Origin of the sequence: Microbacterium sp. Ru50, assembly GCF_002920555.1 — a bacterium.
In the GTDB taxonomy this organism is placed as follows: domain Bacteria; phylum Actinomycetota; class Actinomycetes; order Actinomycetales; family Microbacteriaceae; genus Microbacterium; species Microbacterium arborescens.
On the sequence record NZ_PQSV01000001.1, the window covers coordinates 41,651 to 65,725 of the forward strand.

At 71.1% G+C, this 24,075-nt stretch carries 19 protein-coding genes; 12 read left to right on the top strand and 7 right to left on the bottom strand.

Going from position 1 to position 24,075, the window contains the following annotated elements:
• Positions 1-62 precede the first annotated feature (62 nt).
• From C3481_RS00155 to C3481_RS00175, 5 genes are all read right to left on the bottom strand, one after another.
• Entirely contained in the window at positions 63-2,405 is a 2,343-nt protein-coding gene (locus C3481_RS00155) for a glycosyl hydrolase 53 family protein (protein WP_103840359.1), read from the bottom strand.
• Between the two features lie 105 nt (positions 2,406-2,510).
• Positions 2,511-3,404 (bottom strand): sugar ABC transporter permease, encoded by an 894-nt coding sequence (locus tag C3481_RS00160; RefSeq protein WP_023950273.1) that lies wholly within the window; start codon positions 3,402-3,404, stop codon positions 2,511-2,513.
• Entirely contained in the window at positions 3,404-5,032 is a 1,629-nt protein-coding gene (locus C3481_RS00165) for an ABC transporter permease subunit (protein ID WP_023950274.1), read from the bottom strand. The genes C3481_RS00160 and C3481_RS00165 overlap by 1 nt, the downstream gene beginning before the upstream one ends.
• Before the next feature lie 61 nt (positions 5,033-5,093).
• The gene (locus C3481_RS00170; protein ID WP_023950275.1) at positions 5,094-6,326 is read right to left on the bottom strand and encodes an extracellular solute-binding protein; all 1,233 of its coding nucleotides are present in this window, start codon (positions 6,324-6,326) and stop codon (positions 5,094-5,096) included.
• 147 nt (positions 6,327-6,473) lie between these two features.
• A complete protein-coding gene (locus C3481_RS00175) occupies positions 6,474-8,495 on the bottom strand; it encodes a beta-galactosidase (protein WP_103840361.1) in 2,022 nt (673 codons plus the stop codon).
• Between the two features lie 198 nt (positions 8,496-8,693).
• Here C3481_RS00175 and C3481_RS00180 point away from each other — a divergent pair, with 198 nt between their 5' ends.
• The 3 genes from C3481_RS00180 to C3481_RS00190 are packed head-to-tail and all read left to right on the top strand — an operon-like array spanning position 8,694 to position 12,279.
• On the top strand, positions 8,694-9,710 hold the full coding sequence (locus C3481_RS00180; protein WP_036304553.1) for a LacI family DNA-binding transcriptional regulator: 1,017 nt from the start codon (positions 8,694-8,696) through the stop codon (positions 9,708-9,710).
• 59 nt (positions 9,711-9,769) lie between these two features.
• Positions 9,770-11,338 (top strand): methionine--tRNA ligase, encoded by a 1,569-nt coding sequence (metG, locus tag C3481_RS00185; RefSeq protein WP_071917996.1) that lies wholly within the window; start codon positions 9,770-9,772, stop codon positions 11,336-11,338.
• 2 nt (positions 11,339-11,340) lie between these two features.
• A complete protein-coding gene (locus tag C3481_RS00190) occupies positions 11,341-12,279 on the top strand; it encodes a TatD family hydrolase (protein WP_103840363.1) in 939 nt (312 codons plus the stop codon).
• A 4-nt stretch (positions 12,280-12,283) separates the two neighbouring features.
• Here C3481_RS00190 and C3481_RS00195 read toward each other — a convergent pair whose 3' ends face one another.
• Positions 12,284-13,249: a LacI family DNA-binding transcriptional regulator gene (locus C3481_RS00195; RefSeq protein ID WP_242435587.1), complete on the bottom strand. Its 966-nt coding sequence runs from the start codon at positions 13,247-13,249 to the stop codon at positions 12,284-12,286.
• Positions 13,250-13,257: 8 nt separating this feature from the next.
• Positions 13,258-14,574, bottom strand: coding sequence for a glutamyl-tRNA reductase (locus tag C3481_RS00200; protein WP_023950285.1), 1,317 nt, complete (start codon positions 14,572-14,574; stop codon positions 13,258-13,260).
• 116 nt (positions 14,575-14,690) lie between these two features.
• Here C3481_RS00200 and hemE point away from each other — a divergent pair, with 116 nt between their 5' ends.
• From hemE to rsmA, 9 genes are read left to right on the top strand one after another with little or no spacing between them, the layout of a single operon-like run.
• A complete protein-coding gene (gene hemE / locus C3481_RS00205; RefSeq protein ID WP_258039079.1) occupies positions 14,691-15,761 on the top strand; it encodes a uroporphyrinogen decarboxylase in 1,071 nt (356 codons plus the stop codon).
• Positions 15,758-17,161 (top strand): NAD(P)/FAD-dependent oxidoreductase, encoded by a 1,404-nt coding sequence (locus C3481_RS00210; RefSeq protein ID WP_103841917.1) that lies wholly within the window; start codon positions 15,758-15,760, stop codon positions 17,159-17,161. Before hemE ends, C3481_RS00210 begins: the two co-directional genes overlap by 4 nt.
• Entirely contained in the window at positions 17,161-17,850 is a 690-nt protein-coding gene (gene hemQ / locus C3481_RS00215; protein WP_023950291.1) for a hydrogen peroxide-dependent heme synthase, read from the top strand. The genes C3481_RS00210 and hemQ overlap by 1 nt, the downstream gene beginning before the upstream one ends.
• On the top strand, positions 17,850-19,064 hold the full coding sequence (locus tag C3481_RS00220) for a ferrochelatase (protein ID WP_103840365.1): 1,215 nt from the start codon (positions 17,850-17,852) through the stop codon (positions 19,062-19,064). Before hemQ ends, C3481_RS00220 begins: the two co-directional genes overlap by 1 nt.
• Complete coding sequence (hemC, locus tag C3481_RS00225) at positions 19,061-20,041, top strand: hydroxymethylbilane synthase (protein ID WP_258038984.1); 981 nt, start codon at positions 19,061-19,063, stop codon at positions 20,039-20,041. The genes C3481_RS00220 and hemC overlap by 4 nt, the downstream gene beginning before the upstream one ends.
• Positions 20,038-20,808 (top strand): uroporphyrinogen-III synthase, encoded by a 771-nt coding sequence (locus C3481_RS00230; protein WP_103840367.1) that lies wholly within the window; start codon positions 20,038-20,040, stop codon positions 20,806-20,808. The genes hemC and C3481_RS00230 overlap by 4 nt, the downstream gene beginning before the upstream one ends.
• Positions 20,805-21,800 carry a porphobilinogen synthase gene (gene hemB / locus C3481_RS00235; protein WP_023950300.1) on the top strand — a complete coding sequence of 332 codons (996 nt, stop codon included), beginning with the start codon at positions 20,805-20,807 and terminating at the stop codon, positions 21,798-21,800. Before C3481_RS00230 ends, hemB begins: the two co-directional genes overlap by 4 nt.
• Complete coding sequence (hemL, locus tag C3481_RS00240; protein WP_103840369.1) at positions 21,797-23,116, top strand: glutamate-1-semialdehyde 2,1-aminomutase; 1,320 nt, start codon at positions 21,797-21,799, stop codon at positions 23,114-23,116. Before hemB ends, hemL begins: the two co-directional genes overlap by 4 nt.
• A 57-nt stretch (positions 23,117-23,173) precedes the next feature.
• Positions 23,174-24,019 (top strand): 16S rRNA (adenine(1518)-N(6)/adenine(1519)-N(6))-dimethyltransferase RsmA, encoded by an 846-nt coding sequence (rsmA, locus tag C3481_RS00245; protein ID WP_064956461.1) that lies wholly within the window; start codon positions 23,174-23,176, stop codon positions 24,017-24,019.
• Positions 24,020-24,075 lie beyond the last annotated feature (56 nt).

Below are 24,075 nucleotides of genomic sequence, written 5' to 3' on the forward strand. Positions count from 1 at the left end.
CCATCCCCGCGAGAACGCACCATCTTGGGCACGTTTTCGCGGGGACGGTGCGTTCTCGCGGGTCAGCCGCGTCGCGCGACGAGGGGGAGCCCGGCGAGGACCAGCAGCGCGGCGACGGCCAGCGCGGCGAGGGGGAGGGTGCTGCCGGAAGCGGCCAGCGAGCCGGTCGCTGTGGTCGTGGTGGCACCGGGGTCCGTGCCGGGCTGCCCGGGTGCGGGTGCGGGTGCGGGTTCGGATGCGGCGGGGGCGGGCGCTCGGGCGACGAGCGCATCGACGGCGGTGGTGAGGGCCGAGGTCGCGGCATCCACCTCCGCCTGAGGCGTCGCCGGAGCGGACAGGACCGAGCGGGCTGAGGCGAGCGCATCATCGAGCGAGGCCAGGGATGCCGCGGTGTAGGACGTCCGGTCGATCGCTTCAGCTCGGACCACAGCGGCCGTCAGCGCCGAGAAGTCCGCGGCAGGCGCGGCGCGGACCAGGGCGACGTCGTCGATCGTTCCCCAGGCGCCGGCGGGCAGCTCGCCCGCGATCCGCACGGTGAGCGTGTCGCCGGCGGACGCGAACACACCGTCCGTGACTGGGGTCGACCACACGCGCCAGCCGTCGAGGGCGAAGCCGGTCTCCGCGGGCAGCGCGCGGGCAGCAGCCGCTTCGTTGGACAGGCTCAGCCGAAGGCGTCCGTCGGTGCCGGCAGCCCCGCCCTGGGCTGCGGCGGACGCGGTGTACCAGCCCGCCTGCGCCACGACGACGTCCTGCTCGAGTGAGAACTGGTATGCGGCGTCGGACCAGAAGTGCGCCGAGCGCGTTCCCGAGCGGGGATCGTCGGTCGCCCGCAGGGTGAGGCCGCGCCCCTCCGCGCGCCACATCGAGACATCGGGGTCTTCGAAGCCGCCGTTTCGGAGCAGATTGCGCCCGATCACCGTGACGGTCGCCGACGTGGCGAGGCCGGCTGAGGTGGTGCCCGAGAACGTGTACACGCCGACACCGTCGACGGTGTCCGACCCCGGTGTCCAGGTGACGCTCTGCGCTTCGCTCGTGCCATCGGTGTACGACACGGTGACGGTCTCGGGCAGATCGATCGGGTCGCCGTCCTCCACCGTCAGCGCGACGCGCTGCACGTCGGTGACGCTGCGCGGCGCGACCGCGCCCGTGCGCACGTACGAGAAGACGTTCAGCGAGGCCAGCGGATTGCCGTCGTGGTCGAAGAGCGCCTGGTTGTCCCACGCCGATCCGCCGAACCACAGTCCCGCGTCATGGGGCTCGTAGCCGCCGGCGTAGCTCGACGCCCAGCCGGATCCGTCGCGCTCCCAGAGCACGCGATTGGACTCGAGCTGCTCCGGCGGTCCGACCGGCAGCCACGCGGGCTCCCAGTAGAAGACGCCGAGGCCCGCCTCGCCCACATCCGCCACGGCTTGCACGACGTCGCGGACGGCGGTGGCCTGGCCCTGCACACTCACGGGGTAGCGGGTCGCGTCCTCGGGCGTCTTCACGACGTTCGGGTGCCCGTCGCCGTCGTCGAGCGTGTACGCCCACGAGGTCTCGGCCACCAGGACCTTCTTGTCGTACGTCGTGGCGATCTGCGACAGCACCGCCGTGAGATTCTCCGGCGTGCCGTGCCAGAACGGATAGTACGACGACGCGAACACGTCGTAGTCGACATCCCGCGCGTCCAGCTCGTGCGCGACGTTCGCGTAGAAGCCCTCGCGCTCCGGGTTGGTGAAGTGCAGCACGACGCCGGCCGCGGGCAGGACATCGCGGATGGCTGCCGACCCGGCGCTGAAGATCCTCGCCATGTCGTCCCACCCGGTCACCCCGGCGATGCCCCCGTTGGTCTCGTTTCCGACCTGCACCATCGTCACGTCGACGCCGGCGTCGCGGAACCGCGTGAGCGCGTCGCGGGTGAAGGTTCCCGCTGCGGCGGCCTTCTCATCGACGGTCATCCCCGCCCAGGCCTTCGGTGCCTGCTGCTTGGCGGGATCGGCCCAGAAATCGGAGTAGTGGAAGTCGACCAGGACTCCGAGACCCGCCGCCGTCGCCCGACGGCCGATCTCGACGGCCCGGGTGACATCGACGTCGCCACCCCCGTATCCGTTGCCGTCGGCATCGAACGGGTCGTTCCAGACGCGCACGCGGATGTCGCTCACCCCGGCATCCCGGAGGATCGCGAACAGATCGCCGGGATCGCCGTCCGCGTCGCGGAACACGACGTCCGACTCTTCGAGCGACAGCACCGATGACACGTCGACGCCGCCGATGAAGTCCGCCGGGAGATTCTCGACCCGTGGCACGGTGATCGTGCTCGGGACCGGTGCCGGATCGTCAGCGGCCGCCGCCGGGAGCGCGAGCGCCCCGACCGCCAGGGCCGCCGCCGTGATGGCCGCAGCCAGCCGCGGGATGGTTCGTTGCATGGGCCTCTCCTTCGAGGTCGGTGCGCGCGGGCGCGCGACAGGGTACGCTCCCGGCGAACGTGTACCGGGGACGGTGTGGTCTCGGCGCGAGGGTGCGTTCTCGCGTCAGCCCTTGACGGAGCCCGCCGTCAGCCCGCCGATGATGTACCGCTGGAGGCCGAGGAACAGAGCCAGCACGGGGATCGACGCGAGCACAGCACCCGCCGCGAAGAGGCCCCAGTTGCTCGCGAGCTGATTCGAGACCCACTGGAACATCCCGACGGCGAGGGTCCAGTTGTCCTGCGACACCAGCACGATCTTCGAGATGATGTAGTCGCCGAACGAGGCGATGAACGCCAGCAGCGCCACGACCGCGAGGATCGGCGTCACGAGCGGCATGATGATGCGCCAGAACACCTGAGCGTGTGTCGCGCCGTCGATCTTCGCCGACTCGTCGAGCTCCATCGGGATCGTGTTGAAGAACCCGTACATGAGGAACGTGTTCACACCCAGCGCGCCGCCGAGGTAGACGCAGATGAGCGCGAGCTTCGAGTTCAGACCGAGGGCGGGGAACACCTCGCCGAGGGCGAGGAGCATCAGGAAGATCGCGACGAACGCCAGCGCCTGCGGGAACATCTGGATGATGAGCAGCGACGTCAGGCCCGCGCGGCGACCGCGGAAGCGGAACCGCGAGAAGGCGTACGCCGCCGCGGCTCCCATCAGCACGGCCCCGACGGCCGATGCGCCGCTCACGATCAGCGTGTTGCCGTACCAGGTCCAGTACGACGTGCTGCCGAGCGAAGCGAAGTTCGCGAGGTCGAAGACGCCGAACAGCTGATTGCTCGCGGCCAGACTGCCCCGCGGGTTCAGGGCCGCCGAAACGACGTACAGGAGCGGGAACATCGCGTAGAAGAGGATGACGAGCGCGACGAGGTACTTCCAGCCCACCTCGAGCACCCACCGGCGACGGCGAGCGCCGGCGCGGCTGGGCGGGGTGGCGACGGTGGTTGTTGCAGACATCACTGGTACTCCTCCAGCTTGCGGGTCTGGCGGAACGCCAGGGCGGAGATCACGCCGATCACGATGAACACGAGGATCGACAGGGCGCTGGCCAGGCCGTAGTCGGCAGCACCGCCCGAGACTCCCGAGATACGCCAGATCGCGGAGATCAGGATGTCGGTGGAGCCGAGCGCGTAGGGGGCGCCGGGGATCGCCGGCCCGCCGCTATTGAACATGTAGATGACGGTGAAGTTGTTGAAGCTGAAGGCGAACGACGAGATCAGCAGAGGAGCCGTCGACACCAGCACGAGCGGCAGGACGATCGCCCGGAACTGCCGGAACCTGCCGGCGCCGTCGATCGATGCGGCCTCGAGACTGTCGGACGGCAACGCCTGCAGGGCACCCGTGCACACCAGGAAGTAGTACGGATACGTCAACCAGACGTTCACGAACAGCACGGCGATGCGGGCGAGCCACGGGTCACCGAGCCAGTCGATGTTCGCGCCGCCGAAGAAGAACTCGTTGATGACCCCGAACTCGGCGTTGAACATGCCGCGGAACAGCAGGGCCGACATGAACGCCGGGAAGGCGTACGGGAGGATGAACAGCGTCCGTAGGATCTTCCGGCCCTTCACCCGCGGGTCGTTGAAGATGAGCGCCACGACGAGCCCCATCGCGAACGGGATGATGACCGAGAGCGCGGCCCACACGAACGTCCAGAGCGTCACCAGCGCGAGCGGCTCGAGGAGGCCCGGGTCGGTGACCAGCCGCAGGAAGTTGTCGAATCCGACGTTCACGACCCACCCGGTCGGGAGGGCCGCGCCGTCGGCGGAGACGAACTGGCCGTCGTCGGTCGCGTTGTAGACGACGCCGGATGCCGTATCGGTGATGGTCTGCGCGTCGGCATCCCACGTCAGCGTCGAGAGGTAGACGGCTCCCGTCGAGCCGTCGCGCGTGCGGATCGAGCCGTCGTTCGGGTCGTCCGAGACCGGGACGCGCAGCTCGACGATCTGCTCCTGGAGGGCGGGGTCGCCGAGGAACGTGCCGCGGGGGACCACGTTCCAGCCGGGAACGTCGGTGGGTGCGCCCGAGCCGGATGCGTCACCGACGACTTCGAGCGGACGGTCGGTGGCGCCGGCCTTGATCTCGCCGTCGTCGACGATCGCGAAGCCGTACTCGCCGCCCTGCTCGACGACCGCCAGCGGGTACGACGGCGAGGTGTCGATGCGCCGCTCGCCCTGGGCGAGGGCCGCGGCCACCGCCTGGTCCTGCGAGCCGACGTGCCCGGCACCGTAGTTCGTGAAGGCGATGTACGCCGTGTAGCCGAAGATGAAGACCTGGAAGACCAGCAGGAACGCCAGTCCCGGCAGCAGGTACTTCAGCGGCAGAGCGCGCTTGGTGAAGTAGACGATGTCGGCGGCGATGAGCAGGACGGCCGCAGCGGTCGCGATGATCCACGACTCGGCTTGGACGGCGGCGAACACGCCCATGAGGCCGAAGGCGTTGACGATCGCCAGCAGCACGAGCTTCACGACGAAGCCCCAGCCGATGCCGGACCAGCGCCGCCCGTGCGGCTCGGACTGCTGCGACCGTTCGGGGGAGCGGCGCGGCGGTGCGCTCTCGCTCACGGTTCCCTGGGGGACCGACATGTGCATCTCCTTCACGAGAGGGGTCCGGGGGCGGAGCTGTGCGCTCCGCCCCCGGAGGGGATCAGCCGATCGCGGCCTGGACGTCGGTCACCATGGTGTTCCAGGTGCTGACGGGGTCGCCGCCCTTGATGATCTGCACCTGTGCGGCGTTCCACAGGTCCCAGACCGAACCCATCTCGGGGATCGAGGGCTGGGGCACGCCGTTCGCGGCGGAGGCGAGGAATCCGGCGACGATGGGGTCGGACGAGACCTCGGCGGCGAGGGTCTTCCACGCAGGCAGGCGCGGGTCGGCCTCGTAGAGGGCGCGCTGCGCGTCGTCGGTCGCGAGGTAGGTGGTCAGGAACTCCTGGGCGAGCAGTTTGTTCGCGCTCTCCGAGCTGATGTAGAAGCCCTGGACGCCCACGAACGGCGCTGCGGTCTCGCCGCCGGCCGAGGGGATCGGGTTGACCTTGACGTTCACGCCGTTGGCCGTGAGCGTCTCGATGGCCCACGGGCCCTGCACCGTGTACGCGGCGGTGCCGGCGGCGAACAGCTCGTTGTTGGTGTCGTAGTCGATCGTGGTCGAGATCTCGCCCGAACCGGCCTCGCCGTGAGCGCCGAGCCACGTGGCGAATGCCTCGCCGCCCGCGCCGCCCATGCCGACCTCGTTCGTGTACGAGCCCGAGGCGTCCTGCACGAAGACGGGCGCGCCGAACGACGTCTGGAAGCCGTACATCGTGTAGGCGTCGCCCTTCTGGCCCGCCGTGTTGATGACGAACGGACGCTCGGCGCCCGCAGCCTGGGCGCGGGCGATCATGTCGTCGAACGATGACGGTGCCTCTTCGCCCACGAGATCGGTGTTCTGCACGAGCGCGATCGTCTCGAGTGCGTACGGGAAGCCGTACAGCTGGCCGTCGTAGGTGAATGCGTCGACCGCGACCTTCTCGATCTGGTCGGCCTTGTCGCCGAGATCGATGGTGTCGACGACACCGGCCGAGACGAAGGAGCCGAGGAAGTCGTGGGCGCCCACGGTGATGTCGGGGCCCTCGCCCGTGGGCACCTGGTTGATGAAGTCGTTGCGGATGTCCTCGAAGTTCTTCTGGACCAGCTCGATCTTGGTGCCGGTCTCCTCTTCGAACGCCTTCGCCGCGGCCTCGATGGCCGGCGCGCGGTTGGCGTCGGTCCAGACGACGAGCGAGCCGCCGGAGCCTTCGGCGGCGTTGCCGCTCTCGCTGGGGGTGCTGCCGCCGGAGCAACCGGCGAGCAGGACGGTGGTCGCCGCGATGGCGACGATTCCGGTCCCGATCTTGCGCATGGATCTTCCTTCCGAAGTGGTCGATCGGAAGGGCCTCTCGCGAGGTCGCTCCGTCACGACCGGTGTGGATGCCGCCGCCGGGTGGCGTCGGCTTTCTCTCTCAGTGCCTGCCGCGAGACGTCGACTGTCTCTCGGTCGTGGGCGCGGTCATCGGCCGCTCCCGTGTGCTGTGCGCGGAGTGCGGATGACGGCGACGTCGCCCGCACTCACCTCCAGCGTGCCCCGGGCGGCGCGACCTGTCACCAGGTCGACGCCCTCCAGGGCGAGCTCAGCGTCCGTCGCCGCGTGGTTGATCGCGATGACGTAGTCGTCGGCGTCGCCGGTACGGCGGACGATCTCGAGGCCGGCCGGCGCGTCGAGCGGGGCGACGCCCGCGTCGGCGTACACCTCGGCCATGATGGCCGCGAGGCCCGCGGCATCCGGTCGCGTGCTCACGTACCAGCCGGTGCCGGCGCCGTGCCGCTTGCGCGTCACCGCGGGCATCCCCGCGCCCGGTCCGTCGACGTAGGTCGCGCGGACCTCCGCCTCGGAGACGACGAGGTGCTCGTGCCAGATGTCGGCGGTGTGCGACGCTCCGCCGACATCGATCGTCGTGGTCACTCCGGCGCGCAGCGGCAGGTGCTCTTCGACGCGGACGCCGAGCGCCGGCTCGAGCGGAGCGGCGAAGCCCCCCGGGTGCACGGCGTCGTTCTCGTCGACGACGCCCGAGAAGAACGAGACGACCAGCGTGCCGCCGGCTTCGACATACCGGTTGAGGTTGTCGGCGTCGGCCTGGCGCAGAAGGTACTGCGCGGGCGCGATGACGAGCTTGTAGCCCGACAGGTCGTGACCCGGCAGGGCGAAGTCGACCGTGATGTTGTCGCGCCACAGGCGCTCGTAGAACGCGCGGATGCGCTCGTCGTGCGACACGTCCTCCGACGGGCGCCATTCCAGATCCTGCGCCCAGAACGACTCGAAGTCCCACAGGATCGCGACGTCGGCGTGCACGCGCGAGCCGCGCACCTCGGCGAGCCGGTTGAGCTTCGCGCCGAGATCGACCACCTCGCGGAACACCCGCGACTCGGTGCCGGCGTGCGGGAGCATCGCCGAGTGGAACTTCTCGGCGCCCGACCGTCCGGCCCGCCACTGGAAGAAGAGGATGCCGTCTGCGCCGCGTCCGAGGTGCGACAGCGAGTTGCGCGCCATCTCGCCCGGGCGCTTGGCGATGTTCCGCGGCTGCCAGTTGACCGCCGAGGTCGAGTGCTCCATGAGGATCCAGGGCTTGCCGCCCCCGACCGAGCGGGAGAGGTCCGCGGCGATGGCCAGACCGATCTCGCCCTCGACGTCGGCGGCCCACAGGTAGTGGTCGTCCGAGACGATGTCGACCTCGCGCGCCCAGGCCCAGAGGTCGCAGCCGTGGTGCTGGTTGGCCATGAAGTTCGTCGTGACCGGGAGAGACGAGAAGCGCCGGATGGCGTCGCGCTCGGCGACGAAGCACGCGCGCAGCTGAGCGTCGGTGAACCGGGCGAAGTCGAGCCGCTGCGCCGGGTTCACGACCGACGGCGCTGCGGCCGGGACACCCACGTGCTCCCACACGCCGTAGTGCTGGCCCCAGAACGCGGTGCCCCACGCCGCGTTGAGCGCGTCGAGCGAGCCGTACTTCTCCTGCAGCCAGGTGCGCCAGGCGCGCTGCGCGTGGGGGGAGTAGTCCTCGCCGACGGGAACGCCGTACTCGTTGTGCACGTGCCACATGACGACTGCCGGGTGGTCGGCGTACCGCTCGGCGAGCGTCGAGGCGATGCGGATGGCGGCCTCACGGTAAGCGGGTGCGGAGTGCGACGCCATGCCGCGCGAGCCGAAGCCCATCACCACGCCGTCGCGGTTGACCGCACGCGCATCGGGGTGCTCGGCGAAGAACCAGGCGGGCGGGGATGCCGTGGGGGTGCCGAGGTCGACGGCGATGCCGTTCTCGTGGAGCAGGCCGATGATCTCGTCGAGCCAGTCGAAGTCGAACACGCCTGCGCTGGTCTCGATGAGCGCCCACGAGAAGATGCCGACGCTGACCAGGTTCACCCCGGCCTCGCGCATGAGGCGGACGTCCTCGCGCCAGACCTCGCGGGGCCACTGCTCCGGGTTGTAGTCGCCGCCGTAGGCGATCCCGTCGATGGCCGGCCAAACGCTCGCAGGCATGAAACGCGTCCTCGTGTCTCTCGAATGCGCCGGTCGTACTGTGACCGGTCACAGGGTGTGCGACAACTGTAAGCGAGCCCGTCATCCAGAACACGCGTCGTTACCGAACTGTGACCGGTCCCAGGTCGCCTGCCACGCTCGGCTCCTCCTGGCGGCGCGTGCCGACCGGGCAGTGCTGTGCGGAGTAGGCTCACCGACGTGAACGGCTCCACCGGCGCGTCGCGCAAACCGACCATCCGCGACGTCGCGGCAGCGGCCGGCGTTTCGCACGGCACCGTGTCGCGCGTGATCAACGGCGGGCACTGGGTCTCGCCCGAGGCCCGCGACGCCGTCGACCGGGCGATCCGCGAGACCGGCTACACCGCCAACCATGCCGCCCGCAGTCTGGCCACCGGGCGATCGAACTCGCTGGCCTTCCTGCTCACCGAGCCTCAGCACCTGCTCTTCGCCGACCCGACCTTCGCGCTGCTCCTGCGCGGAGCCACCGAGGCGCTTGCGCAGCGCTCGATGACCCTCGTGCTCATGATCGCCGACACCGCCGCGGAGCGGGCGAACGTCGAGCGCTACGTGCGCGCGGGTCACGTCGACGGCGTGCTCCTCATCTCGTCGCACGAGTCGAACCCGCTGCTCGCCTCCCTCATCGCCGCGGGGGTCCCCACCGTCTGCACCGGCGTGCCGCTCGGCGACCGCGCCCACGTCCCCACCGTGTCGGTGGACGAGCAGGAGTCGGCGCGGACCATGACGCGCCACCTGCTCTCGCGCGGCCACCGCCGGATCGCCGTGATCACCGGCCCCGACGACACCCCGGGCGGCCGGTACCGCCTGCAGGGCTTCCGCGAGGAGATGGGCGACCTGTTCGACCCCGAGCTCGTCGAGCAGGACGTCTACTCGAGCGACGCCGGTTCGGCGGCGATGACGCGACTACTCGAGCGCGCGCCCGACATCGACGCCGTCTTCGCGGCATCCGATGTCATGGCGGTCGGCGCGATCGCCGCCATCCGCCGCAGCGGACGACGGGTCCCCGACGACATCGCCGTCGCCGGCTTCGACGACTCGGGCCTCGCGGCGACGCACGATCCGCCGCTGACCACGATGCGGCAGCCGTGGAACGAGATCAGCTCGGCCATGGTCGACATGGTGCTGCAGGTGATCGCAGGCGGCGACCCGGAGCCGCTCGTGCTCCCGACATCCCTCATCGTGCGCGAGACCGCGTGACGCTCCGTCGCCGCGACACACGGCACCGGCGGTCCGCGCACTCGAACTAGAATCTCGGGGTGAGCAACGGCCGCAGTTTCTACATCACCACGCCGATCTACTACCCGAGCGACCTGCCCCACATCGGGCACGGCTACACGACGGTGGCGGTGGACACGCTCGCGCGCTGGCACCGTCAGGCGGGCGACGACACGTGGATGCTGACGGGGACCGACGAGCACGGTCAGAAGATGCTCCGCGCCGCGGCGGCGAACAACGTCACCGCTCAGGAGTGGGTCGACAAGCTCGTCGAGGAGTCCTGGTTCCCGCTGCTGCGCACCCTCGACGTCGCGAACGACGACTTCATCCGCACGACGCAGGAGCGTCACGAGGAGCGTGTGAAGGTCTTCGTGCAGACGCTCTTCGACCGCGGGTACATCTACGCGGGCGAGTACGCGGCGCTGTACTGCGTCGGCTGCGAGGAGTTCAAGCCCGAGGCCGAGATCGTGAACGGCACCGGCGCCTTCGAGGGACTCAAGGTCTGCGCGATCCACTCGAAGCCGCTCGAGCTGCTGCAGGAGAAGAACTACTTCTTCAAGCTCAGCGAGTTCCAGGACCGCCTGCTCGAGCTGTACAAGACCGTCCCCGACTTCGTGCGTCCCGAGTCGGCGCGCAACGAGGTCGTCTCGTTCGTGAAGTCGGGGCTGAAGGACCTCTCGATCTCGCGGTCGGCGTTCGACTGGGGGATCACGGTTCCCTGGGACCCGTCGCACGTCATCTACGTGTGGGTCGACGCGCTGCTCAACTACGCCACCGCGATCGGGTACGGCACCGACCCCGACGAGTTCGCGCGCCGCTGGCCCGCGTATCACGTCGTCGGCAAGGACATCCTGCGGTTCCACGCGGTGATCTGGCCCGCCATGCTGATGGCGGCCGGTCTCGACGTGCCCCGCGGCGTCTTCGCGCACGGCTGGCTGCTCGTCGGCGGCGAGAAAATGTCGAAGTCCAAGCTCACCGGCATCGCCCCGACCGAGATCACCGACGTGTTCGGCTCGGACGCCTACCGCTTCTACTTCCTCTCCGCGATCGCGTTCGGCCAGGACGGGTCCTTCTCGTGGGAGGACCTCTCCGCGCGCTACCAGGCCGAGCTCGCCAACGGGTTCGGCAACCTCGCGTCGCGGACGATCGCGATGATCGAGCGGTACTTCGAGGGCATCGTTCCGCCGCCGGCCGAGTACTCCGAGGGCGACCTCGCGATCCAGCGCGTCGTGGCCGAGGCCGCCGATGCCGCGGATGCCGCCATGGAGCGATTCCGGCCCGATGAGGCGATCGGAGCCATCTGGACGATCGTCGATGCGCTCAACGGCTACATCACCGAGAACGAGCCGTGGGCCCTCGCGAAGGACGACGCCCAGCGTGCGCGACTCGGCACCGTGCTGTACACGGCCGCGGAGGGGCTGCGCGCCCTCGCGGTGCTGCTGTCTCCCGTGATGCCCGAGTCGACCGGCAAGCTCTGGGTGGCGCTCGGCATCGACGCACGGCTCGAGGACCAGCCGCTGCGGGAGGCGGGCAGCTGGGGTGTGCTCCCCGCTGGGACGACGGTCAACGGCCTCGCCCCGCTGTTCCCCCGAGTCGAGCAGCCCGCCTGAGCATGGTCGACTCGCCGAAGAACGCGGATCCGGCCGACTCGACACCGTCGCTTCGTGGCGAGTCGACGGATGACGTGTCGCAGTATGTGCGGCAACGATCCCAGGCGGCGAGGGATGTGCGCTGGCCGGAGGCGCCGGAACCGCTGACGGTGCCGGTGTACGACAACCACACGCACCTCGAGATCGAGGATGGCGACGAGCCCCGCTCGCTGGACGAGCAGCTCGAGCTCGCTGCATCCGTCGGGGTGATCGGCGTCGTCCAAGCCGGCGGCGACATCGAGTCGTCGCGGTGGTCGGCGTGGGCGGCGGCATCCCACCCGCGCGTGCTCGCCGCCGTCGCCATCCATCCGAACGAGGCGCCCTTGTACGCCGAGGCCGGCCGCCTCGACGAGGCCGTCGCCGTCATCGACGAGCTGGCGGCGCAGCCCCGCGTGCGGGCGATCGGCGAGACGGGCCTCGACTTCTTCCGCACCGGGAAGGACGGGCTGCCCGCCCAGTTCGAGAGCTTCGAGGCGCACATCGAGCTCGCGAAGAAGCACGGCATCGCGATGCAGATCCACGACCGCGACGCGCACGATGCGGTCCTCGAGACCCTCGAGCGCGTCGGTGCTCCCGCGCGCACCGTCTTCCATTGCTTCTCGGGCGACGCCGACATGGCGCGGATCGCCGCCGACCGCGGCTACTGGCTGAGCTTCGCCGGGAACGTGACCTTCAAGAACGCGCAGAACCTGCGCGACGCCCTCGCGGTCACGCCGCGCGAGCGGATCCTGGTCGAGACCGACGCACCTTTCCTGACGCCGACCCCGCACCGGGGGCGGCCCAACGCGCCGTACCTGATCCCCGTGACGCTTCGCTTCATCGCGGCCGAGCTGGGAATCGACGTCGACGAGCTGTCGGCTCAGATCGCCGCGAACACGCTCGAGGTCTACGGCGAGTTCTGAAGCCTCAGCGCGTCGACGAGCCGCGCACGATCTCCCAGGGCAGATCGATGACATCGGGTGCCCCGGCGTCGCGGATGCTGCTGAGGGCCTGGAACATCGCGGCGGGAGCGAGCTCCGGGTGCACGCAGACGTGCGTGACACCGAGCCGCGTGTTGACGGCGCAGTCGCTCGTGCAGAGGGCGACGAACTGCATGTCGCGCGGGATGACGAAGTCCATCTCCTCGAGCTGCAGGTAGATGGCCGGGCCTTCCTCGGCGAACGAGAAGATCGCGTCGGCGCCCGCGTCGCGCAGCTCGCCGACCCGGCGGGGGAGCGCGCCGTGCTCGGCATCGAGGTAGGCCACGAGCGGGTCGCGACCGCGCACGGTGCTCCACGCGCGGTACGCGGTCTCGCCGATCTCGTCGCGGGGCGAGCCCGCATCGTCGACGAGGAACCCGATACGCCGCGCCCCGCCGGCCTCGAGCAGGGCGAGGGCGGCGCGCACCGCTTCGTCGTAGCCGGTGCGGACGGTGATCGACAGCTCGGTGTCGACGTAGAGGTCGTTCGTGGCGACGGGGATGCCGCGGGCGATGGCCTCGCGCAGCAGCAGATCGTCGGCGGCCACCTCGGCGAAGTAGACGACGTCGATCTGCGCGCCGCGCAGCAGGTCGGGCCGCGCGGCGGGCAGCATCGTGACCGTGAAGCCCTGATCGGCTGCAGCGCTGACGAGCGCGCCGATGTGCCGGCTGCGATGCAGTGCACCGCGCTTGGACAGGTCGAGCTCGGCATCCTGGGGAACGACGAAGCCCACCGACATCGTGCGGCCGCTCCGCAGCGCCGCGGCGTACTTGTTGGGCTGGTATCCGAGCTCGGCCGCGATCGCCTTGATGCGCTCGCGCGTCTCGGGACGCAGGCTCCCGCGATCGTTGAGGGCCTGACTGATGGCGGCCGTGGAGACACCCGCGCGCAGCGCGATGTCTTTCAGGGTCACCTGCCGAGTCATGACCGGCCGACTCCGGCTTGCGCGCCACCCGGGGCGCGCTCGGTCGGAACGGCGCCGGTGGTCGTGGACGCCTCGGCCGCAGCCGGGAACACGGTCGCCACCGCATCGGCCCAGGCCGCACCCGAGCCGGAGGACGCGAGGGTGTGACCCTGCGCGATGAGACGGTGCAGCAGCACACCCGAGAAGTGGCGCAGTGCGGCCTCGACCTGGGGGGACTCGCCGCGCAGCCGTGCACGCTCGAGCTCGTCGTCGAGGATGCCCGTGATGTATCCGCGCATCGCCACGACCGACGGCGCGACCTCGTGCACGCGCCGCGCCGCCGCGTGGCGGGCCGCAGCGCCGGCGACGATCTCGCGTGCCTCGTCGAGCGTGGCGAACTCGTCGATCGGGGCGTGGATGCGGATGGTCTCGAGATCGAGCAGCTCGATGTCGGCGACGTCGCGGAGGGCGGGGTCGACATTGCGGGGCAGCCCGAGGTCGATGATCAGCTGCGTGCGATCGGCGCCGGCCCGGCGGGCGGCGTGCTCGGCGGCGGTGAGCGCATAGGTGTCGGTGGTCGTCGTGCAGGTCACGATGACGTCGGCAGCGGCCGCCTCTTCGGCGTAGTGCTCGGCGTCGACGGCGACGAGGTGCTCGCGCTGGGCGAAGCGGCTGCGGCCCGAGCGAGAGTGCACGCGGACGTCGACGGCGCCCTTGTCGCGCAGTGCGGCGAGGGATGCCGCGGCGTAGCGGCCGGTGCCCACCAGCAGCACCCGCGCCGCGGACCAGTCCGCCACGCGCGAGGACGCGAGCTCGAGGGCGAGTCGCACGAGCGAACGGCCCGACTCCCCGATGCGCGTGCTGTTCTTCACGGCGCGTGAGGTCTCGGTGGCCCGCTGGAAGAGGTGCTCGAGGGGAGCGGTGGTCAGCCCGCCCCGTCGCGCGTCGTCGAGCGCGCGACGCACTTGGCCGGCGATCTCGTCCTCGCCGACGGCGACCGAGTCGAGGCCGGACGCCACGGAGAAGAGGTGATGAGCGACCTTGTTGCCGTGGGCGAAGTCGACCGTCTCGCGGACGGTTCGGTACGGCAGATCGCTCAGCTTCGCGATCTCTTCCATCGCGGCGTCCATCGCCGGGATCGTCGAGGGGAAGTCGGCGTCGTCGCGCAGGTCGAAGTACGCCTCGAAGCGGTTGCAGGTCGCCAGGACGACAGCACCCTGGATGGCGTCATGGGCCTCTGTCAACCGGGTGCCGACTTCGTCTCCGATGACGGAGAGTCGCTCGAGTGAAGCGAGCGGCGTGGAGCGCTGATGCGCGGTGAGAGCGACGAGCACGTGCGGAAGAACCCCCTGGAATCGTGACTAGTATATCGATTAACTCATTCGAGGAGATCATCATTCCGGCATCCGCCCACCCTCTCGTCACGCACGCCACCGGCTCGAGCCGGCTCGTGCGCACCCTGCTCGGCGAACGCGTCGAGAAAACCCCCGTCTGGTTCATGCGCCAGGCCGGCCGGTCGCTGCCCGAATACCGTGCGCTGCGCTCGCAGGGCACGATGCTCGACGCCTGCCTGACGCCCGAGCTCGCCAGCGAGATCACGCTCCAGCCCGTGCGCCGCCACGGCGTCGACGCGGCGATCTTCTTCAGCGACATCATCGTGCCGCTGGCGATCCTCGGCATCGAGGTCGAGATCGCGGCCGGGCGCGGCCCCGTCTTCGCCCAGCCGCTGCGCACGGCGGCCGACATCGCCCGCGCGGTCGAGATCGATCCCGCTCTCGTGCGAGAGCGCGGCGAGGCGATCGCCCGCGCCGTGGAGCTGACGACCGGGATGCTGGCCGAGGAGTCCGAGTCGCGCGGCGAGCCGCTGCCGCTCATCGGCTTCGCCGGTGCCCCGTTCACCCTCGCCGCCTACCTCGTCGAGGGCGGGCCGTCGAAGGATCATCTGGCCGCCCGCCGCCTGATCCACGAAGACCCGGCTGCCTGGCGAGCGCTGACGGAGTGGCTCGCCCGCGTGACGGGGGAGTTCCTCGCGCTGCAGGTCGAGTCCGGCGCCAGTGCCGCGCAGCTGTTCGACTCGTGGGCGGGAGGCCTGCCGCCGGAGGACTATCGCGCGGCGGCGTTGCCGGCCTCGGCGGCATCGTTCGAGGCCGTGCGCGCGCTTCCGGTTCCGGCGGGTGCGGGCATCGACCACATCCCGCTCGTCCACTTCGGTGTCGGGACGGGCGAGATCCTGCGTGACATGGCCTCGATCGGCATCGACGCCCTCGGAGTCGACTACCGCGTGCCCCTCGACGAGGCCGCTCGTCGGGTCGGCGGCGACCTGACGCTGCAGGGCAACCTCGACCCCGCCTTGCTCTTCGCTCCGGCCGAGGTCCGCGACGCGGCGATCGCGCGCATCCTCGAGGCCGGGCGCGCGGCACGCGCACACGTGTTCAACCTGGGTCACGGAGTGCCCATGGAGGCGGATCCCGACGCGATCAGCTCCGTCGTGCGCACCGTCCACGCGTGGCGGTCGGCATGACCGTCGAGACCGACGTCGTCATCGTCGGGGCCGGCATCGCCGGGCTCGTCGTCGCGCTCGAGGCCGTGACCGCGGGAGCGCGCGCGACTGTCGTCGAATCCGACGATCAGATCGGCGGGATGCTGCGCCGCGGGCGCATCGCGGGGGTCGACATCGACCTGGGGGCGGAGTCCTTCGCGAAGCGCACCGACGCGGTGCCGCGACTCATCGCCGACTTCGCCCTGCCGCTCGAGGTCGTCGCGCCACGGTCGGGGCCCGCTCACCTGGTATCGCAGCACGGCGTCGGCCTGCCCGGCGCCCGCTGGAGCCGGCTGCCGCTGCCGAGACGCACGGTGATCGGCATCCCGGCCGACCCGCTGGCGCCCGACGTCGTCGCGATCGTCGGCGACCGCGCCGCCGAGCGAGCTGCCGCCGAGGTTCTGGACGCGCCCGTCGATCCCACCGCTTCGCTCGCCGACGTCGTCGAAGAGCGCCTCGGCGAAGGGCTCCTCCGCGACCTCGTGGATCCGCTCTGCCGCAGCATCTACTCGCAGCCCGCCGCGGCCGTTCCGCTCCCGCGTCTTCACCCGAAGATGTGGGAGGCGTTCGAGCGCACGGGCTCGTTGCTGGCAGCAGCCGCGGAGGTCGCCCCGAACGCTCCGGGCGGAACCGCCGTCGGGGGAATCGCCGGAGGAATGTGGCGGCTCGCCGACGCCGTCGCACGCCTCGCCGCCGAACGCGGCGCGGTGATCCGCACCGGCACCGCGGTCGGCCGGGTCGACCCGGCGCCCGGATCCGGCGTCGCGGTGACGCTCGCGGACGGCGAGACGATCCGCGCCGATCACGTCGTCATCGCAACCGGCCCGCGGGGTGCCGCGAATCTGCTCGGGCGAGACAGCCGCGCCATCGATGCGGGGGCGACAGCACCGATCCAGCCGGCGGTCCGGTTGCTTACCGCCGCCGTCACCGCGCGCGATCTCGCGGCGGAACCCGTCGGATCGGGCGTCATCGTCGCCCCCGACGCACGCACCGCCGCCAAAGCGCTCACCCACATCGACGCGAAGTGGGCCTGGGCGCGAGAAGCGCTGCCGGAGGGGACGCACCTCGTCCGCCTCTCGGCGCGCGCCGACGACACCGCGGGCCTCGACTCCGCCGCGGCCGTGGCGCGCGAGATCTCCCACCTCACGGGCGCTCGCGTCGATCGCGGTGACATCGGAGAGATCCTGACGACCCGGTGGCGCGACGCCGTCGTGCCGGCCGAGTCCGACTCCTGGACGGCGACGGTGATGGATGCCGCGGCCCGCGGCATCCACGTCACCGGAGCCGTCGCGGCCGGTACCGGACTCGCCTCGGTCATTCCGCACGCCCGCGCGCTGGCCCATGAGCTCTTCGCTGTTCCCTCCGTCCGAAAGGAGTCCTGATGACCGAACAGATCCCGCTCGGTTACACCCTCTTCGCGATCCTCGCCGGTCCGCGACCGCGTCACCAGGCGCCCACCGACGCCGACCTCGCCGAGCTCGAGCGCGTCGTCGCCGGGCTGCCCGAGGCCGGCGTCACGGTGCGCGGACTGTACGACGTCACCGGCATGCGCGCGGGGGCCGACCTGATGGTGTGGCTGCACACGGCTTCCGGCTCGGACGACGATCCGGCGGCTCTGCAGCGCGCGCTGCGCGAACTGCGCCGCACGGCGGCCCTCGCCGCCTTCGACCTCGAATGGAGCGCCATGGGCGTTCATCGCGAGGCGGAGTTCAACAAGCGGCACGTTCCCGGCTACCTCCGCGGCGAGCCCGCCCGCGACTGGCTGTGCCTCTACCCGTTCGTGCGCAGCTACGAGTGGTATCTGCTGCCCGAGGAGGAGCGTTCGGCGATGCTCGCCCAGCACGGCCGCCGCGGTGCGAAGTTCTCGGACGTCATCGCCAACACCGTCTCGACCTTCGCCCTGAGCGACTACGAGTGGCTGCTGCCGCTCGAGAGCGACGAGCTGATCAGCCTCGTCGACCTCATGCGCGACCTGCGCGCCACCGATGCGCGGCGTCACGTCCGCGAAGAGGTGCCCTTCTACACCGGACGACGCGTCGAGGTGTCCGAGCTGGCGGAGGTGCTGTCCTGATGAGCGCGAACGAGTTCCGTCCCAAGCCCCCGCGTGCCCAGAGCGCCCCGCCGTGTGCGCCCGGCTGCGCGGTCCCCGCCGCCGGTCCCGCGTCGTGCGGGGGAGCACCCCACGTGAGCGAGCCCACGTCGTACGACGCGCTCCTCCTTCTCGGCTTCGGCGGCCCCGAGGGCCAGGACGACGTCCTGCCGTTCCTGCGCAACGTCACGGCTGGTCGCGGCATCCCCGACGAGCGCCTCGAAGAGGTCGCCCACCACTACCGTCACTTCGGCGGGGTGTCTCCCATCAACCAGCACAACCGCGAGCTGAAGGCCGCCCTCGAGACGGAGATCGCCGCGCGCGGCCTCGGCCTGCCGGTCTACTGGGGCAACCGCAACTGGATGCCGTACGTCGACGACGCGCTGCGCGAGCTGCACGCCGATGGGCACCGTCGCGTCATCGCGATCGCCACCAGCGCCTACAGCTCGTACTCCTCGTGCCGCCAGTATCGCGAAGACCTGGCCGACGCCATGGAAGCGACGGGACTGGCGGGCGAGGTCGAGATCGACAAGGTCCGGCAGTTCTTCGACCACCCCGGGTTCGTCGCCCCCTTCGTCGACGGCATCCGCGACGGACTCGCGAAGGTGCGCGAGCGCGGCATCGCCGACGAGGACATCGAGATCCTCTTCTCGACGCACTCGATCCCGAACTCCGACGCCGACCGTTCCGGCCCGCCCGAGCGCGGCTTCGGCCCCGGTGGCGCCTACGTCGCCCAGCACACCGCGGTCGCCGAGGCGATCGTCGCCGAGCTCGGCGCGACGAGCCCCTGGCAGCTGGTGTTCCAGAGCCGGTCGGGCCCGCCGTCCGTGCCGTGGCTCGAGCCCGACATCAATGACGCGATCGCCGAGCTTCCCGCCGCGGGGCGCAAGGCGGTGCTGATCGTGCCGCTCGGGTTCGTCAGCGACCACATGGAGGTGCTCTGGGACCTCGACACCGAAGCGATGGAGACGGCCGAGGAGCACGGACTGTTCGCGGTGCGCACCGCGTCGCCCAGCACGCACCCGGCCTACGTGGCGGGTCTGGTCGACCTCGTCGAGGAGCGGCTCAAGGGCACACCCGCCGACGAGCGCCCCGCCGTGACCTCGCTGGGGCCCTGGTACGACGTGTGCCGACCGGGATGCTGCGAGAACAAGCGTCTGGGCTTCCAGCCGGCGCTCGCGGGGGTGGCGCCGTGACAGCCGGCACTCACGCCGCCGACGCGACCGACGTCCCCGTCCTGCGTCTCGGGACCCGCGCGAGCCTGCTCGCCACGACCCAGTCGCGCCATGTCGCCGACGCGATCACCGATGCGACCGGCATCCCCGTCGAGCTCGTCGAGATCACGACGGACGGTGATGTGCTGACCGGCTCGCTCGCGCAGATGGGCGGTACCGGTGTGTTCGCCACCGCCCTGCGCGAGGCTCTGCTGCGGGGCGAATGCGACCTCGTCGTGCACTCGATGAAGGACCTTCCCACCGCGCCCTACCCCGGACTGACCATCGGGGCGGTGCCGCCACGGGCCCCGCAGCGCGACGTGCTCTGCGGGCCGACCGCCCAGACGACCCTCGACGGACTGCCCGAGGGGGCCGTCATCGGCACCGGGTCGCCGCGCCGCGTCGCCCAGGTGCTGCGCCGCCGACCCGACCTGCGCGTGCGCGACATCCGCGGGAACATCGACACGCGTCTGCGGAAGATGCGCGACGGCGACTACGACGCCATCGTCCTCGCCGAGGCGGGACTGCGGCGCATCGAGCGCGACGGCGCCATCGGCGAGGTCTTCGGGCTCGACCGGTGGCCGACGTCGGCCGGGCAGGGAGCGCTCGCGGTCGAGATCCGCACGGTCGACCTCGACGGGCCCATCGGCCGCGCGGTCGCGCTGATCGACGACGCCGAGTCGTCCTCGCGCGCCCTCCTCGAGCGCGCGGTCCTCCGCCGACTCGAGGCCGGATGCGCCGCGCCGGTCGGGATCTCTGTCACCGGGCTCGCAGCCGAGTCCGTCTTCGTCGCCGAGGTGTACGCGCCCGGGGGCGACCGCACGGTGCGCGCCCAGCGTGCCCTGCGCGCCGACCTGACCTCCGAGGGCGAGCGTGAGTCGGTCGCCGTCGACGTCGTCGCCGAGCTGCTGGACGGCGGTGCTGCGGACATCGCCGATCTGCCGGGGACGAGCCGATGACGGGCGGTCTGAGCGGGCGCCGCATCCTGATCCCCCGCGGGGGAGCCTGGGGTGAGCGCGTGCGCGCCGAGGTCGAGCGCCGCGGCGCGACGGGTGTGATCGCACCCCTCATCGAGTCGCGGCCCCCACGCGACCTCGCGGCCCGCGACGCGGCCTTCGCCGCTCTGGCGGCGGGGGAGTACGCCTGGGTCTTCATCACGAGCGCGGCCACCGTCGAGCAGCTCGTCGCCCAGCGCGTGAGCATCCCGATCGGAACACGCATCGCCGCCGTCGGGCGGCCGACCGCGCGCGCCGTCGCCGACGCGGGCTTCGAGGTCGAGTTCGTGCCGGTGGGCACCTCGTCCGCGACGAACATGATCGCCCAGTGGTGCGCCGGTCGCTCACCGCGATCGACGGGGCGCTGTCTCGTGCTCCGCTCGGATCTCGCGATGGCCGTCATCAGCGACGAGCTCGAGCTCCAGGGCTACGAGGTCGACGTCTGCATCGCGTACCGGACGGTGGGGGTCGATCTGACCCCCGAGATCGCCGAGGAGGTGCGCACCGGGAAGATCGACACCGTCCTGCTCACGTCGCTGAGCGTCGGGCGCGAGTTCCGCCGCCAGGTCGGCATCCCCGGGCACGAGGTGTTCATCGCCTCGATCGGCCCCGGCACCACGCGCGACGCCGAGAAGCTCGGCTACACCGTGCACCACACCGCACATTCGCAGAGCGTCGACGCCCTCATCGCAGAGCTCGACGCGCGACCCGCACCAGAGGATTCCCCATGAGCACCTTCCCCGAGCGGCGCCTGCGCCGCACGCGTCGCACCCCCGCGATGCGCCGCCTCTCGACCGAGCACCACCTCGTCGCCGCGCAGCTCGTGCTGCCGGTCTTCGTGAAGGAGGGCATCGACCAGGCCTTGCCGATCGCCAGCATGCCGGGCGTCATGCAGCATCCGATCGAGGCCATCGCGAGCGTCGTGACGGATGCCGCGGACGCGGGCGTCGGCGGCATCATGCTGTTCGGCGTGCCCGCCGTCCGAGACGCCGAGGGCTCGGGGGCGGTCGCCGAGGACGGCATCCTCAACCGTGCGATCCGTGTGGCGCGCGACGCGGCGCAGGGACGCATCACGGTGCAGGCCGACCTGTGCCTCGACGAGTTCACCGATCACGGGCACTGCGGCCTGCTCGCCGCCGACGGCTCGGTCGACAACGACGCGACCCTCGAGGTCTATGCCCGGATGGCGCTCGCCCAGGCCCGGGCCGGCGCCGAAGTGCTGGGGCTGTCGGGGATGATGGACGGCCAGGTGGCCGTCATCCGAGCCGCGCTCGACGAGGCCGGACACAGCGACGTCGCGCTGCTGGCCTATTCCGCGAAGTACGCCTCGGCCTACTACGGGCCGTTCCGCGACGCCGTCGAGTCGACCCTGCAGGGCGACCGTCGCACCTACCAGCTCGATCCCGCCAACGGGCGAGAGGGCGTGGCCGAGGCGATGCAGGACATCGCCGAGGGTGCCGACTACGTCATGGTCAAGCCCGCCGGCCCCTACCTCGACGTGCTCGCTCGTGTCGCCGATGCCGCGACGGTGCCCGTGTGGGCGTACCAGGTGTCGGGGGAGTACGCGATGATCGAGCTCGCTGCCCGCGCCGGTGCGATCGACCGCGAGCGCACGATCGCCGAGTCGCTCGTAGGCATCCGGCGCGCCGGCGCCGACGTCATCCTCACGTACTGGGCCCGCGAGGTGGCCGATTGGCTCCGCGCCGGAAAGGACTTCGCATGACCCGCAACGACGAACTGTTCGACCGTGCCCGGGCGGTCATCCCCGGCGGTGTGAACTCGCCGGTCCGCGCTTTCGGATCGGTGGGCGGCACGCCCCGTTTCTACGTGTCGGCGACCGGCCCCTATGTCACCGACGCGGAGGGGCGTGATTACGTCGACCTCGTCGCCAGCTGGGGTCCGGCGCTGGTCGGTCACGCGCATCCCGAGGTCATCGACGCCGTCGTCGACGCCGCTCGACGCGGTCTGTCGTTCGGCGCATCGACACCCGCCGAGACCGAGCTGGCGGAGGAGATCCGTCGCCGGGTGCCGATCGCCGAGAAGATCCGCCTCGTCTCGACGGGCACGGAGGCGACCATGACCGCCATCCGTCTCGCGCGCGGGGTGACCGGGCGCGATCTGCTCGTGAAGTTCTCGGGTCACTACCACGGCCACTCCGACGGCCTGCTGGCGCAGGCCGGCTCCGGGCTCGCGACCCTCGCACTGCCGGGATCCGCGGGCGTCCCCGCCCCCATCGCCGCGCAGACCCTCGTGGTGCCCTACAACGACCGTGCCGCTCTCGAAGCCGTCTTCGCCGAGCACGGCGCGAACATCGCCGCGGTGATCACCGAGGCCGCCGGCGCGAACATGGGCGTCGTCCCGCCCGCGCCGGGCTTCACGACCTTCCTCCGCGAGCTGACGAACCGCCACGGCGCGCTGCTCATCAGCGACGAGGTCCTGACCGGGTTCCGCTCGGGGCCGTCGGGATACTGGGGAGTCCTGCGCGAGGCGGGGGAGGACGTCGCGCCCGATCTGCTGACCTTCGGCAAGGTCGTCGGCGGCGGCCTCCCCGTCGCTGCGCTGGCGGGACGCGCCGAGATCATGGATCTGCTGGCGCCCCTCGGGCCGGTGTACCAGGCCGGCACGCTCTCGGGCAATCCCGTCGCTGTCGCCGCGGGCCTCGCCACGCTGCGCCTCGCCGACGCGGACGTCTACGCCCGCATCTCGCGAGCGGCCGACACGGTCTCGGTCGCGGCCTCGGCCGCGCTCGATGCCGCCGGTGTGCCGCACGTCGTCCAGCGGGCCGGGACGCTCTTCAGCGTCTTCTTCGGCTCGGCGGTCGTCGCGGGCGTCCCCGACTACGAGACGGCGACGCGTCAGGATGCCGGGGCTTATGCGGCCTTCTTCCACGCCATGCTCGAGGCGGGGGTGTCGCTTCCCCCCTCGGCGTTCGAGGCGTGGTTCCTCACGGCAGCGCACGACGACGTCGCCCTCGGCCGCATCCTCGAGGCGCTGCCCGGCGCCGCGCGGGCTGCCGCCGCCGCATCCGCCGACGCATGAGCCGCGCGTCGCGTCGTCCGTGGGGCGGCGCGGCGCGGCGCAACTAGGCTGGTCCTCATGCCTGTGACCCTGCTCGGTGCCGCCGAGATCCGCGCTCTCGCGGCCGAACTCGACGTGACTCCGACCAAGAAGCTCGGGCAGAACTTCGTCGTCGACGCCAACACCGTCCGCAAGATCGTGCACGCGGCGCGCGTCCAGCCGGGCGAGCGCGTCGTCGAGATCGGCCCGGGGCTGGGCTCGCTGACGCTCGCGATCCTCGAAGCGGGTGCGCGTGTCACGGCCGTAGAGATCGACCACCGCCTCGCCGCGCACCTGCCGGTCACCGCGGCTCGGCACGGCGTCGACGCCGATGCGCTGACGGTCGTCGACGCCGATGCGCTCCGGGTGACCGAGCTGCCGGGTGAGCCGTCGGTGCTCGTGGCGAACCTGCCCTACAACGTCAGCGTGCCCGTGCTGCTGCACTTCCTCGAGACCTTTCCGTACCTGCAGCGCGGTGTCGTGATGGTCCAGGCCGAGGTCGCGGAACGGCTCGCCGCCGCGCCCGGCTCGAAGATCTACGGCTCGCCGAGCGCGAAGGCCGCGTGGTACGGATCGTGGCGCCTCGCCGGGACGGTGTCGCGGCAGGTGTTCTGGCCCGTTCCCAACGTCGACAGCCTGCTGGTCGCCTTCGAGCGGGACGCCGAGCCCCGCGGCGACGACGACCTCCGCCGCCGCACCTTCCAGATCATCGACGCCGCGTTCGGACAGCGCCGCAAGATGCTCCGTCAGGCGGTCTCACCGCTGTTCGGCGGCACCGCGGCGACGGCGTCCGCCGCTCTCGAGGCCGTCGGCATCGACCCGACCCTGCGCGGCGAGCAGCTCACGATCGACGATTTCGTACGGCTGGCGGCATCCGTTCACTGAATGATCATCAGCGCGTCATCGGGTTCTCCCGAAACATGCCGGTAACATTCGGGGCG

Coding starts and splice junctions, on each gene's coding strand:
- hemL (WP_103840369.1), top strand. CDS start 21,797: ATGACCCGCAACGACGAACTGTTCGACCGTGCCCGGGCGGTCATCCCC.
- C3481_RS00230 (WP_103840367.1), top strand. CDS start 20,038: ATGACGGGCGGTCTGAGCGGGCGCCGCATCCTGATCCCCCGCGGGGGA.
- rsmA (WP_064956461.1), top strand. CDS start 23,174: ATGCCTGTGACCCTGCTCGGTGCCGCCGAGATCCGCGCTCTCGCGGCC.
- hemQ (WP_023950291.1), top strand. CDS start 17,161: ATGACCGAACAGATCCCGCTCGGTTACACCCTCTTCGCGATCCTCGCC.
- C3481_RS00190 (WP_103840363.1), top strand. CDS start 11,341: ATGGTCGACTCGCCGAAGAACGCGGATCCGGCCGACTCGACACCGTCG.
- C3481_RS00220 (WP_103840365.1), top strand. CDS start 17,850: ATGAGCGCGAACGAGTTCCGTCCCAAGCCCCCGCGTGCCCAGAGCGCC.
- hemB (WP_023950300.1), top strand. CDS start 20,805: ATGAGCACCTTCCCCGAGCGGCGCCTGCGCCGCACGCGTCGCACCCCC.
- C3481_RS00160 (WP_023950273.1), bottom strand. CDS start 3,404: ATGTCTGCAACAACCACCGTCGCCACCCCGCCCAGCCGCGCCGGCGCT.
- C3481_RS00210 (WP_103841917.1), top strand. CDS start 15,758: ATGACCGTCGAGACCGACGTCGTCATCGTCGGGGCCGGCATCGCCGGG.
- C3481_RS00155 (WP_103840359.1), bottom strand. CDS start 2,405: ATGCAACGAACCATCCCGCGGCTGGCTGCGGCCATCACGGCGGCGGCC.
- C3481_RS00175 (WP_103840361.1), bottom strand. CDS start 8,495: ATGCCTGCGAGCGTTTGGCCGGCCATCGACGGGATCGCCTACGGCGGC.
- C3481_RS00165 (WP_023950274.1), bottom strand. CDS start 5,032: ATGTCGGTCCCCCAGGGAACCGTGAGCGAGAGCGCACCGCCGCGCCGC.
- C3481_RS00170 (WP_023950275.1), bottom strand. CDS start 6,326: ATGCGCAAGATCGGGACCGGAATCGTCGCCATCGCGGCGACCACCGTC.